Source organism: Dyadobacter sp. NIV53, from assembly GCF_019711195.1.
GTDB lineage: Bacteria > Bacteroidota > Bacteroidia > Cytophagales > Spirosomataceae > Dyadobacter.
The window spans coordinates 4,271,979-4,284,672 of record NZ_CP081299.1; the positions used below are offsets into that span (position 1 = coordinate 4,271,979).

A 12,694-nucleotide genomic window follows, 5' to 3' on the forward strand; every position below is an offset into this window, starting at 1 on the left:
AAACTGAATATATTTTTTCAAAATGAAAATTAAGTTTTTTGTTTAGATCACTTTATATTTTAAGTGTAGTTAATTGGCTGATAATTAAGTTCTTATTTATAGTTTCTATCAAACATTGATATGAAAAAATGTAACCCAGATTAAATTTCTTAAAAAAAGTAAATAGGAGATGCAACCTCTCAGGTAAGAATAAGCATCTTGCCATTGAAACCACTTTTTTATAATGGGTCGAATTCTATCATTATTCAGTCACGAAGTACAACTTGTTAAAGCGTTGAGGAAGCAAGATCCAAAAGCGCAGCGGCAGGTATACGAAAAATACAGCTCGCGCATGCTGGGGTTGTGTTTTCGATATGTGAATGATGAAATGGTAGCCGAAGACATAATGATTGAAGGTTTTCTTAGGGTTTTCGGCAAGATAGACCAGTTTAGCAGCGAAGGTAGTTTTGAAGGATGGATTCGTCGTATTATGGTTAACGAAGCACTTGGGCATATCAGGAAGCAAAAAAGAATTCCGGAAGACGCGATGTCTGATGAAGCTGAAAACATTCCGGATTATGCGTATGCTGATCAGAATCTGAATGCAGAAGAACTACTGGATCTGATTGCAGAATTGCCTGCCGGTTATCGGACTGTTTTTAATTTATATGCGATTGAAGGATACGCACATGGTGAAATTGCCGAATTGCTGGCGATAACTGAAAGCACTTCAAAATCGCAGCTTCACAGAGCACGGGCATTATTACAAAAAATGGTTTCTGATTGGGAAAATGGATTTAAAAAAAGTAAATTATGAAAAAGCATCCGGTTGATGATCTTTTTAAGCGTAAACTCTCTGATTTGGAAAAGCAACCTTCTAATATGGCCTGGTCGCGCATACAAAGTGAGCAAAAGGCTGTTAAAAAGCGATTTGCAGCTTGGATTTGGTATGCGGCGGCAAGTGTTACCATAGTTCTGATTTCCGGTTATCTTGTTTGGAAAGTACAAAATAGTGATGCTCAGAAGTATACTTCCGAAAAAACGGTTGCCCAAATTGAAACACCTGGAAGAATCAAAATAAAAGCAACTTCTTTGGATTCAATTGCTGGAAGTGTATTAATAACAGAAGAAAAGCAAATTGCTTTAGTCGACAATAAAATAACGATAAGAACACAACGCAAAGGAAAAGCTGTCGGCAAGGATTCTAATTCAGATCTTCATAAATCTGAGTTTCACTATGATGCTGATAAACTGAATACCGGTACAGATCAAATTGCCAATGTGCCATTGAAAAATATTCCCGTAGAAATGCCTGAATCTGCTATTTCGCCAAATTTTGAAAAAGAAATAATACCTGTATCGGGCTTGGCGGCTATGAACGAGAAAGCAGAAAATCGCACTATTGTTGTTCATGTAGATACGGATAATTCAAATGAAAAATCAAAACCGTCAAGGTTTGCTAAGGTATTCCGTCAGCTGAAAAATGCAAGAGCCGGTGAGCCTGTGGATTGGAAAGACGTAGGCTTTAGCCCGAAAGTTATTGTAGCCAGGGTTGATGAAAAATTAAGGGATAAAGAAGAAGTGATTTCAGAAAAATATCAAAACATTAAAGAAAGAACAAAATTGTAATCTATACAGCCATGAAAAATAAAATATATTTAACTATCCTTCTGATTTTAGTGGTTTTTAGTGCAAAGGCTCACTTTGGAATTGAAAATAAATTTAATCGGTCAGCTGAGAAAGACTCTATTATAGTAACTTTTGGCGACAAAACGAGACTCATTATTTATGGAGAAAACAGGAAGGAACTTCAAAAGATCATGAAGTACGATTTGAATGCTTTGTTAAGTGATTTACAGGTTAGACTGGACAGTTCAGATGCCGATACGACTTACTTGAAAGAGGAATTTAATGGAAATGATTATTTGAAGGACAAAACCTCAAAAGATGAAAAGGATTATGTACGTATTGGAATGCGTGGAATTCATATTAAAGATGGAGGGACAGAAGTGACGATTAATGCCAAAGGGGTAGAGGTAAAAGACGAAGACGATAATGACTCAACAAATACTGAATACAGAAGGACAGGGAAGCATTTTTACCGGGCTAACCGTTATTCGAGTCCAAGAAAAGGATTTAATGTAGCAATTGGACTAAATACTTACGGAACTAACAAAGCAACCGCCGGTTACGATAAAGCAGATTACGACTTACGTCCTTTCGGCTCGCGGTATATCAGTTTGGGGTATATTGCCAGTGCCACAGTTGCAAAAGGCAAAAACGCGAAATTCAGCCTGGACTTCGGGGCTGATTTTTCCTGGAACAATTTGATGTTCGATGGAAATGAAACGATTGTCAAAACAGCTGACGGTGTAGACTTTAAAACGGTTAAAGATGCAGAAGGAAAGGATATTAATTTTAGTAAGAACAAACTCGTTCTGCCATATGTGAATTTATCATTTATGCCTACAATTAGCTTTTCAAAATCTTTTATCTCTTACATCAGTGCAGGAGTATATGGAGGTTACCGACTGGGAAGTTATACTAAAACAAAAGAAGAAGGCAGCAAAGATAAAGATCATGTACGGACGAATTTTTATATAAACGATCTGCGTTATGGGGCTGCTGTAGAATTGGGCATTCGTAATTTTCCTGATTTGTTCGTGAATTATGACATGAATAATGTTTTTACTGACAATCATGGGCCAACAGTGAGAATGCTGAATTTTGGTATAAGATTATTTTAAGTAGAGAAATAGGGTAAAACGGGCTTTAAAGCCCGTTTTTGCATTTAGCCTAAAACAATTATCAATATTTTTTTCAAAACAATTTGAGAATATAAAAAAAGGATATAATTTTGCAGCTCCAAAAGTGAAACAAGCGGCTTTCACGGATGTATTGAAATGTTGAAAAGGGGGTGTACCAGAGTGGCCAAATGGGGCAGACTGTAAATCTGCTGGTGTACGCCTACGGTGGTTCGAATCCATCCGCCCCCACAGCTTGCGCCGAATTTTATATCCTTGATTACCAGTCAAAGGTTAGGCACAACACAAATGCGGAAGTAGCTCAGCTGGTAGAGCGATAGCCTTCCAAGCTATAGGTCGCGAGTTCGAACCTCGTCTTCCGCTCATTTTTAAGACACCGTCAAAGCGATTAGCGAAAATATTCATATTGAAACTTTTCGCTAATCGCTTTTTGGTTGTTTTATAGAAAACTTTGCCGTTGTAGCTCAGGGGTAGAGCACTTCCTTGGTAAGGAAGAGGTCAGGGGTTCAAATCCCCTCAATGGCTCAGAAAAAAGTATTTGAAAAGTTGAGTAGAGCACTTCCTTGGTAAGGAAGAGGTCAGGGCCGGGCGGCCGGTGCCGTTCAAATCCCCTCAATGGCTCAGAAAAAAGTATTTGAAAAGTTGAGTAGAGCACTTCCTTGGTAAGGAAGAGGTCAGGGCCGGGCGGCCGGTGCCGTTCAAATCCCCTCAATGGCTCAGAAAAAAGTATTTGAAAAGTTGAGTAGAGCACTTCCTTGGTAAGGAAGAGGTCAGGGCCGGGCGGCCGGTGCCGTTCAAATCCCCTCAATGGCTCAGAAAAAAGTATTTGAAAAGTTGAGTAGAGCACTTCCTTGGTAAGGAAGAGGTCAGGGCCGGGCGGCCGGTGCCGTTCAAATCCCCTCAATGGCTCAGAAAAAAGTATTTGAAAAGTTGAGTAGAGCACTTCCTTGGTAAGGAAGAGGTCAGGGCCGGGCGGCCGGTGCCGTTCAAATCCCCTCAATGGCTCGATGAAATGTTTAGCAATCATTTCTGACCTTTTTGGAGTTATTTAGTGTTCTTTCCAGAATGCCTGTAATCAAAAAAGATTTTGATCCTTGTATTTAGTTTAATTGATTTTGAAGGGCTTGATAGTGTCAGCTAAGCGGGATCAATCATTAGTGTTTAATAAATTGTAATAACTTTTTTAATTTTAAGCGTACTTAAGTCATGGCAAAAGAGACGTTTGACCGCTCGAAACCCCACGTAAATATTGGTACTATCGGGCACGTTGACCACGGTAAAACTACCCTTACTGCTGCTATCACAACTGTGTTGGCGAAAAAGGGTTTAGCTGTACTACGGGATTTTTCATCAATTGATAATGCACCTGAAGAGAAAGAACGTGGTATCACGATTAACACTTCTCACGTAGAGTACTCAACAGCCAATCGTCACTATGCGCACGTTGACTGTCCGGGTCACGCGGATTATGTGAAGAACATGGTAACTGGTGCTGCTCAGATGGACGGAGCAATCATAGTTGTTGCTGCAACTGATGGGCCTATGCCCCAAACTCGTGAGCACATTCTTTTGGCTCGTCAGGTTGGTGTTCCTCAATTGGTAGTATTCATGAATAAAGTGGATATGGTCGATGATCCGGAACTTCTTGAACTAGTTGAAATGGAAATCCGTGAGCTTCTTAGCTTCTACGATTACGATGGAGACAACATTCCTGTAATCCAAGGTTCTGCTTTGGGTGGATTGAATGGAGAAGATAAATGGGTAAAAACTATTGAGGATTTGATGGATGCTGTTGACAGCTATATTCCAATTCCTCCACGTATGACTGATCTTCCATTCCTTATGCCTGTTGAAGACGTATTCTCGATCACTGGTCGTGGTACTGTTGCAACTGGTCGTATCGAACGTGGTATCATCAACTCAGGAGAAGCAGTTGATATATTAGGTATGGGAGCTGAGGGACTTAAATCTACTGTAACAGGTGTTGAAATGTTCCGTAAGATTCTTGACCGTGGTGAAGCTGGTGATAACGTAGGTTTATTGCTTCGTGGTATTAACAAAGAAGATATCCGTCGCGGTATGGTAATTTGTAAGCCAGGTTCAGTAAAACCACACGCTACATTCAAAGGAGAAGTTTATGTACTTTCGAAAGAAGAAGGTGGTCGTCACACTCCTTTCTTTAATAAGTACCGTCCTCAGTTTTACTTCCGTACTACGGACGTAACTGGCGAAATTACTCTTCCGGCAGGTGTTGAAATGGTTATGCCAGGTGATAACATCACTATTGATGTTAAATTGATCAGCAAGATTGCTATGGAAAAAGGTCTTCGTTTCGCGATTCGTGAAGGTGGACGTACCGTAGGTGCAGGTCAGGTAACTGAAATTGTTGATTAATTTCAAAATAAAGAATATTAAACAAGTGCATTTCTTTTGGAATGCACTTGTTTTTTGTAAATAAATTGTATCTTTGCAGCCCGAAAGAATGGTTTGCGGGAAATACGGGTGTAGTTCAAGGGTAGAATAGCGGTCTCCAAAACCGTTGATGGGAGTTCGAATCTCTCCACCCGTGCATAATTAAAAAAGAAAAATGGAAAAATTTACTTCTTTTTTGAAATCGTCCTGGGAAGAAATGACTCAGCACGTGACCTGGCCTCCATTTAACGAGCTTCAGGCCAATACAACGTTGGTATTAGTTGGGTCTCTTATTTTCGCCTTTGTGGTAGGAGTAATGGATTTTGTTTTTCAAAACGCACTAGAGCTGTTTTATAAGTCTTTTTAAGGCTATTATTATTGTAGTGGCAACCCCCGTAATGGTATGAGTAGTCTAAATTGGTTTGTATTGAGAGCTGTGTCAGGACAGGAGAAAAAAATCAAGTCCTACATCGAGAATGAAATAACACGGCAAAAACTCAATGAATTTGTTCCTCAAATTCTTATTCCTTCGGAGAAGATTTATGAAATGCGGAACGGAAAGAAGAGAGTAAGGGAAAAAAACTTTTTCCCGGGATACATTATCATTTCGGCTGATTTGTCTAAGGGAGAAGTACTGCACATTATTACGAGTATTCCTGGTGTTATAGGTTTCCTGGGTAATTCAGAAGGTAATTCCAAAGTTCCTGTTCCTTTACGTCAGGCAGAGATAAACAGGATCCTGGGAAGAGTTGATGAAGCAGAGCACCATGAAGAGGCACCAAGTATGTCCTTCATCAAAGGTGAAACTGTTAAAGTAGTAGACGGTCCTTTCAGTGGATTTATAGGACTGGTCGAAGAGGTATTTGATGAGAAGAAAAAACTGAATGTAGTTGTAAAAATATTCGGGCGTAATACACCCGTGGAACTAAGTTACGCACAAGTAGAAAAAGATAGTTAATAGAGATGACGGGCGGGTAAGCTTCCACTTGCATGTGAGCCGTTAAATCAATTAATGATCGACAAATTCCAAAACAATGGCAAAAGAAATAGGTGGATACGTCAAACTATAGGTAAAAGGTGGCGCTGCCAATCCTTCACCTCCGATTGGTCCTGCATTAGGATCTAAGGGTTTGAATATCATGGAGTTTTGTAAGCAATTCAATGGCCGTACCCAGGATAAACCTGGTGTGGTGTTGCCGGTAGTTATTACATACTATAAGGATAAGTCTTTTGACTTCGTCATTAAGACTCCCCCGGCCGCAAATCTTCTTCTGGAAGCATCAAAAGTAAAAGTTGGTTCGGCTCAGCCAAACCGTCTTAAAGTAGGATCAGTTACATGGGATCAGGTTCGTACGATCGCTGAAACCAAAATGCCCGATCTTAACTGCTTTACAATTGATTCAGCTATGAAAATGATCGCGGGAACGGCTCGTAGTATGGGTATTACCGTAGCTGGCAAAGCCCCGTGGGAAGAAAACAACTGAGCGTTTAAAAACGCCTAAGAAACAAAGAACATGGGAAAATTGACCAAAAAGCAAAAAGACGCTCTTTCGAAATTCGACGCAAGCCAGATCTACTCTCTTGAGCAGGCAGCGGATGTACTTAAAACGATTTCTTATACTAAATTTGATTCTTCTGTGGATATCGATGTCCGTTTGGGCGTAGATCCACGTAAGGCTGATCAGATGGTACGTGGCGTGGTAACATTGCCACACGGAACCGGAAAAGAAGTTCGTGTATTGGTATTGTGTACTCCGGATAAGGAGGCAGAAGCGAAAGAGGCAGGAGCAGACTATGTTGGGCTAGACGAATATATCACTAAGATAGAACAAGGCTGGACTGATATAGACGTAATCATCACAATGCCGTCTGTAATGGCAAAAGTGGGTAAGTTAGGTAAAGTATTGGGTCCTCGCGGATTAATGCCGAACCCTAAATCAGGTACAGTAACACCAGATGTTGCCAAAGCGGTTAAAGAAGTAAAAGCTGGTAAAATTGATTTCAAAGTTGATAAAACAGGAATCATTCATGCCAGTGTTGGTAAAGTTTCTTTCGGAACTGATCAGCTTGCACAAAACGCAACTGAAGTTATCAATACTTTGATACGCCTTAAACCTTCATCGGCAAAAGGTACTTACGTAAAGAGCATTCACTTGTCTTCTACGATGAGCCCGGGTGTTACTATAGACAAAAACACGATTCCAGGATTATAATATGACACGGGAAGAGAAAGCAGTAATGATTGACGAGTTAAGTCAGAAATTCTCTAGCACGCCATACTTTTACATTACCAGCGCTAACGGCATGTCCGTTAAAGAGGTAAATATCTTAAGAGCTCTATGCTTTGAAAGAGGTATTGAGTATCGTGTTGTTAAGAATACTTTGATTAAGAAAGCATTAGAAACATTAGATACGGATTATTCATCATTTGATGAAGTTCTGAAAGGATTTTCCGGCGTCATGTTTCACCCGGAGTCAGGTAAAGTTCCTGCACAGCTGATAAAAGAATTCAAGAAAAAAGGAGGTAGTGACAAGCTTAAATTTAAAGGAGCTTCTGTTGACTCATCTGTTTTTGTTGGCGAAAGCCAGCTTGACGTTCTGATTGCTCTAAAATCAAAACAAGAAATGGTTGGAGAGATTATCGGATTGTTGCAATCACCTGCTAAAAATGTTATCGGCGCTCTTAAAAGCGGTGGAAACAAATTGGCTGGTATTCTTAAGACTTTGTCTGAAAAAGAAGACTAATAATATAAATAGCCAGGCTGAGCTCTCCGGGTAAATAATAAATTGAGCTTTTAAAATCATCTTATTGTATAATCACAAAATCGAAAATAAAATGGCAGATTTGAAAGCTTTCGCGGAACAGCTTGTTAACCTTACGGTTAAAGAAGTGAACGAATTGGCTACAATTCTTAAAGACGAATATGGCATCGAGCCTGCAGCTGCTGGTGCAGTTGTTGTGGCAGGTCCTGCTGGCGGCGGTGGCGATGCTCCTGTTGTTGAAGAAAAAACATCTTTTGATGTAATCTTGAAAGCAGCTGGTGCTAGTAAACTGGCAGTTGTGAAATTGGTTAAAGACCTTACAGGTCTTGGACTTAAAGAAGCAAAAGAATTAGTTGACAACTCTCCAAAACCAGTTAAAGAGGGTGTTACAAAAGACGAAGCTGAAGCTTTGAAAAAACAACTTGAAGAAGCTGGTGCTGAAGTTGAAGTAAAATAATTTGCTTCTTCTCAATCACCACCTATAATTCGAAGGAATAGGCCTGACTTTCGTCAGGTCTTTTCCTATTTTGTATGTATTCCAAACAAATTTCTCTTCTTTTCGTTTGGTTTATATAAGTCAGAAATAATAAAGTTATTCCTGGCTATTCTTCTTCTTAATTGGAGAATTTGCCTGAAACACTTCTTTACTCGTAGGAAAGAAGAACAGGGGCATTTCTTCGTAATGTTCTACGAGGCATACGATTAAGGTTTTAAACCAATTAGTACGATTGCGTGTTGTATATAGTTACACACTTTATTTTTCGTTCTACTAACCCAAATCAGACATAGCCTTGGCTACAATTAAAGCAACACCCAGAAAAAATTTCTCCAGGATCAATCAAATCATTGATTATCCGGATTTGCTAGGAATTCAGGTACAATCGTTCCGGGATTTCTTCAGTCTTGATACATCGGTTGAAGATCGTTCTGACGAAGGATTGTACAAAGTTTTCGCTGAAAACTTTCCTATTGCCGATTCGCGTGACAATTTCGTGCTTGAGTTCATTGATTATCTTCTTGAGCCACCGAAATATTCTGTCGACGAATCAATTGATCGCGGACTGACTTATGCCGTTCCGCTTAAAGCAAAGTTGCGTTTAATATGTAACGATGCTGATCATGAAGAATTTGAAACGATTGAGCAAGAGGTATTCTTAGGAAATATCCCTTATATGACCGAGCGTGGGTCATTCGTAATCAATGGTGCAGAGCGCGTAATTGTTTCTCAGTTACACCGCTCACCGGGTGTGTTTTTCTCTATGAGCAAGCACACAAACGGTTCTAAACTGTATTCTGCGCGTATTATTCCTTTCAAGGGTTCGTGGATTGAATTCTCGACTGATGTGAATAATGTCATGTATGCGTACATTGACCGTAAGAAAAAATTCCCGGTTACAACGCTTTTAAGAGCTATCGGTTTTGGTTCTGATAAAGATATTCTTGACCTTTTTGGTTTATCCGAAGAGATCAACGCTACACCTGCAAACCTTAAAAAGGCCGTAGGGCGTCGCTTGGCTGCAAGGGTACTTCGCACATGGACTGAGGATTTTGTAGATGAAGATACCGGCGAGGTAGTTTCTATACAGCGTAACGAAGTGTTGCTTGAGCGTGATTCAACGATTTCTCCTGAGGATATTGAAGTCATTGTAGAATCAGGTCAAAAGTCAGTAATTCTTCATAAAGAAGATATGAATGTTGCGGATTATAATATCATTTATAATACGTTACAAAAAGATAGCTCAAACTCAGATAAAGAAGCGGTAGAACAGATTTACCGTCAGCTTCGTAATGCAGAAGCACCTGATGAGCAAACTGCACGCGATGTTATTCAGAGTTTATTCTTCAGTGACAAACGTTATGACCTTGGAGATGTTGGCCGTTACAGGATCAATAAAAAACTTGGATCTGACACAAGTCTTGATGTTCGCGTTCTGACAACGGGTGATATCGTTTCCATCGTGAAATATCTGATCGGCCTGATCAATGCGAAAGCTGTTGTCGATGATATCGATCACTTGTCAAACCGTCGTGTTCGTACTGTTGGTGAACAACTTTATGCACAGTTCGGTGTAGGTTTGGCGCGTATGGCGCGTACTATTAAGGAACGTATGAACGTACGTGATAATGAGGATTTCAAGCCTGTTGATCTGATCAACGCGCGAACTTTATCTTCGGTTATCAATTCATTCTTTGGTACCAACCAATTGTCACAGTTCATGGATCAAACAAATCCATTGGCTGAGATTACGCACAAAAGACGTATGTCCGCACTGGGACCTGGTGGTCTTTCCCGTGAAAGAGCTGGTTTTGAGGTTCGTGACGTTCACTACACGCATTACGGTCGTCTTTGTACGATTGAAACGCCTGAAGGCCCGAACATTGGTCTGATTTCTTCTCTTTGCGTTTTTGCCAAAGTAAACGGAATGGGTTTTATTGAAACTCCTTACCGTGTTATTGACAGCGCAGGAAAGCTGACCAATGACATTATATATATGACTGCCGAAGAAGAGGATTCCAAATATATTGCTCAGGCTAATGCCTCTGTTGATAAGAGCGGAAACTTTACGGTAGAAAAAATCAAGACACGTTTCAGAAGGTGACTTCCCGATGGTAGATCCTTCGCAAGCATCTTATATGGACGTTGCTGCTAACCAGATCGTTTCTGTTGCGGCTTCACTTATTCCATTCCTTGAGCATGATGATGCTAACCGTGCCCTGATGGGATCGAACATGCAGCGCCAGGGTGTTCCTCTATTGCGTCCACAAGCGCCAATCGTAGGAACGGGCCTTGAAAAACGTGTTGCAATGGATTCACGTGCATTAGTTGTTGCCGAAGGTGATGGAACTATTGAATATGTAGATGCTAAAAAAATTGTTGTAAGATATGACAGAACAGATGATGAACGTCTGGTTAGTTTTATTGAAGACAGTGTTTCTTATGATCTTGTAAAATTCCGTCGTACCAACCAGGATACATGTCTTAACCTGCAACCTATGGTTCTAAAAGGCCAGAAAGTTTCCAAAGGTGAAGCATTATGCCAGGGATATGGTACCGAAGGTGGAGAACTTGCATTGGGCCGTAACCTTTTGGTAGCGTTCATGCCTTGGCAGGGATATAACTTTGAGGATGCGATTGTAATCTCTGAGAAAGTGGTTCGTGATGATATCTTTACTTCTATTCACATTGAAGAATTTGAACTGGAAGTTCGTGATACGAAACGTGGAGAAGAAGAACTTACTGCTGAGATTCCTAATGTAAGTGAAGAAACGGTTAAAAATCTTGACGAAAACGGTATCGTTCAGGTTGGTACTGAAGTTAAAGAAGGTGATATTCTGATTGGTAAGATCACTCCAAAAGGAGAATCAGATCCTACTCCTGAAGAAAAACTTTTACGTGCAATCTTCGGTGATAAGGCCGGTGATGTGAAAGATGCTTCGAAAAAAGCACCGCCATCTATGAAAGGTGTAGTAATTGATACTAAACTTTTCTCTCGTCCAACCAAAGAAGAACGTGCTAAACATAAAGATGAACTACGTGTTTTAATGAAAAAATATGGCCGTGACCTGACAGCACTTCGCGGACGTATCATTGAAAAACTAGTTTCACTTGTTGATGGTAAAACCACTCAGGGTGTTAAGCATAAATTTGGAGATGAACTGATTTCAAAAGGAATGAAGTTCAACGTGAGAAATATCTCCGAAAATTTATTCCCGGCTAACAATCCATATCGTGATGAAAGCCAGTATGCAGTATCTGAAGAAGTAAACCTTATCGGTGATGTTCTTACTGATTCATGGACTGAGGATAACGAAACGAACCGCCAGGTTTCTTTGGTTCTGAAAAACTTCCTTAACTCACGCAGTGAATTAATGGGCCGCTTTAAACGTGATCGTTTCGCTCTTGAAGTTGGAGATGAACTTCCTGCTGGAATCGTCAAATTGGCAAAAGTATATATTGCTAAGAAACGTAAACTGAAAGTGGGTGATAAAATGGCAGGTCGTCATGGTAACAAAGGGGTCGTTGCCCGTATTGTACGTGATGAAGATATGCCATTCCTGGAAGACGGAACTCCGGTTGATATCGTGTTGAACCCATTGGGTGTACCTTCACGTATGAACATTGGCCAGATCTATGAAACAATTCTTGCCTGGGCCGGACAGAAACTTGGACGCCGGTATGCAACGCCAATTTTTGATGGTGCAACCGAAGCTGAAGTAGCTGCCGAACTTAAAGAAGCAGGATTGCCGGATTGGGGACGTACTTACCTATACAATGGATTGAGCGGAGATAAATTCGATCAGCCTGTAACCGTTGGTCTCATGTATATGATGAAACTAGGTCACTTGGTAGATGATAAAATGCACGCGCGCTCAATCGGGCCATACTCGCTTATTACACAACAACCGTTGGGTGGTAAAGCACAGTTTGGAGGTCAGCGTTTTGGAGAAATGGAAGTATGGGCACTTGAAGCATTCGGTGCATCTCATATCCTTCAGGAAATCCTAACCGTAAAATCGGATGACGTTGTGGGCCGTGCCAAAGCTTACGAAGCGATTGTGAAAGGTGAAAACCTTCCAAAACCAAATATTCCGGAGTCATTCAACGTACTTGTTCACGAACTCCGTGGATTAGCATTGGAGATTACGCTGGACTAATTTTAGTCGTAAGAGAAGGTTCACAAGAATAAAGTAGCCATTAAGATTCCAAGACGCAAAGAAAAATAATTGCGGTTCGCCGCGCAGTATCTTGGAGTCTTAGTGGCAAAACAAAAACT

General features: G+C 40.5%; 9 protein-coding genes, 4 tRNA genes and 2 pseudogenes. All 15 read left to right on the top strand.

Annotation, left to right across the window (positions count from 1 at the left end):
• The first annotated feature begins 223 nt into the window (after positions 1–223).
• The 15 genes and pseudogenes from KZC02_RS17520 to rpoB all read left to right on the top strand — a co-directional run bounded on the left by KZC02_RS17520 (position 224) and on the right by rpoB (position 12,575).
• A complete protein-coding gene (locus tag KZC02_RS17520; protein ID WP_221389895.1) occupies positions 224–796 on the top strand; it encodes an RNA polymerase sigma factor in 573 nt (190 codons plus the stop codon).
• Positions 793–1,608: a hypothetical protein gene (locus KZC02_RS17525; RefSeq protein ID WP_221389896.1), complete on the top strand. Its 816-nt coding sequence runs from the start codon at positions 793–795 to the stop codon at positions 1,606–1,608. Before KZC02_RS17520 ends, KZC02_RS17525 begins: the two co-directional genes overlap by 4 nt.
• A gap of 11 nt (positions 1,609–1,619) precedes the next feature.
• On the top strand, positions 1,620–2,726 hold the full coding sequence (locus KZC02_RS17530; protein WP_221389897.1) for an outer membrane beta-barrel protein: 1,107 nt from the start codon (positions 1,620–1,622) through the stop codon (positions 2,724–2,726).
• A gap of 166 nt (positions 2,727–2,892) precedes the next feature.
• Positions 2,893–2,975 (top strand) — tRNA-Tyr (locus KZC02_RS17535).
• A 59-nt stretch (positions 2,976–3,034) separates the two neighbouring features.
• Positions 3,035–3,107: transfer RNA gene (locus tag KZC02_RS17540), tRNA-Gly, on the top strand.
• Between the two features lie 90 nt (positions 3,108–3,197).
• Positions 3,198–3,269: transfer RNA gene (locus tag KZC02_RS17545), tRNA-Thr, on the top strand.
• Positions 3,270–3,950: 681 nt separating this feature from the next.
• Positions 3,951–5,138 carry an elongation factor Tu gene (gene tuf / locus KZC02_RS17550; RefSeq protein WP_221389898.1) on the top strand — a complete coding sequence of 396 codons (1,188 nt, stop codon included), beginning with the start codon at positions 3,951–3,953 and terminating at the stop codon, positions 5,136–5,138.
• A gap of 104 nt (positions 5,139–5,242) precedes the next feature.
• Positions 5,243–5,313 (top strand) — tRNA-Trp (locus KZC02_RS17555).
• A gap of 18 nt (positions 5,314–5,331) precedes the next feature.
• Positions 5,332–5,523, top strand: coding sequence for a preprotein translocase subunit SecE (secE, locus tag KZC02_RS17560; protein ID WP_221389899.1), 192 nt, complete (start codon positions 5,332–5,334; stop codon positions 5,521–5,523).
• 36 nt (positions 5,524–5,559) lie between these two features.
• A complete protein-coding gene (nusG, locus tag KZC02_RS17565) occupies positions 5,560–6,114 on the top strand; it encodes a transcription termination/antitermination protein NusG (protein ID WP_221389900.1) in 555 nt (184 codons plus the stop codon).
• A 76-nt stretch (positions 6,115–6,190) separates the two neighbouring features.
• Positions 6,191–6,640, top strand: a pseudogene (gene rplK / locus KZC02_RS17570) (50S ribosomal protein L11).
• Positions 6,641–6,670: 30 nt separating this feature from the next.
• Positions 6,671–7,369, top strand: a complete 699-nt coding sequence (gene rplA, locus KZC02_RS17575) for a 50S ribosomal protein L1 (protein ID WP_221389901.1) — start codon at positions 6,671–6,673, stop codon at positions 7,367–7,369.
• A 1-nt stretch (position 7,370) separates the two neighbouring features.
• On the top strand, positions 7,371–7,901 hold the full coding sequence (rplJ, locus tag KZC02_RS17580) for a 50S ribosomal protein L10 (protein ID WP_221389902.1): 531 nt from the start codon (positions 7,371–7,373) through the stop codon (positions 7,899–7,901).
• Between the two features lie 91 nt (positions 7,902–7,992).
• Positions 7,993–8,376, top strand: a complete 384-nt coding sequence (rplL, locus tag KZC02_RS17585) for a 50S ribosomal protein L7/L12 (protein ID WP_221389903.1) — start codon at positions 7,993–7,995, stop codon at positions 8,374–8,376.
• A 334-nt stretch (positions 8,377–8,710) separates the two neighbouring features.
• Positions 8,711–12,575, top strand: a pseudogene (rpoB, locus tag KZC02_RS17590) (DNA-directed RNA polymerase subunit beta).
• Positions 12,576–12,694 lie beyond the last annotated feature (119 nt).

Coding starts and splice junctions, on each gene's coding strand:
- KZC02_RS17520 (WP_221389895.1), top strand. CDS start 224: ATGGGTCGAATTCTATCATTATTCAGTCACGAAGTACAACTTGTTAAA.
- KZC02_RS17525 (WP_221389896.1), top strand. CDS start 793: ATGAAAAAGCATCCGGTTGATGATCTTTTTAAGCGTAAACTCTCTGAT.
- KZC02_RS17530 (WP_221389897.1), top strand. CDS start 1,620: ATGAAAAATAAAATATATTTAACTATCCTTCTGATTTTAGTGGTTTTT.
- tuf (WP_221389898.1), top strand. CDS start 3,951: ATGGCAAAAGAGACGTTTGACCGCTCGAAACCCCACGTAAATATTGGT.
- secE (WP_221389899.1), top strand. CDS start 5,332: ATGGAAAAATTTACTTCTTTTTTGAAATCGTCCTGGGAAGAAATGACT.
- nusG (WP_221389900.1), top strand. CDS start 5,560: ATGAGTAGTCTAAATTGGTTTGTATTGAGAGCTGTGTCAGGACAGGAG.
- rplA (WP_221389901.1), top strand. CDS start 6,671: ATGGGAAAATTGACCAAAAAGCAAAAAGACGCTCTTTCGAAATTCGAC.
- rplJ (WP_221389902.1), top strand. CDS start 7,371: ATGACACGGGAAGAGAAAGCAGTAATGATTGACGAGTTAAGTCAGAAA.
- rplL (WP_221389903.1), top strand. CDS start 7,993: ATGGCAGATTTGAAAGCTTTCGCGGAACAGCTTGTTAACCTTACGGTT.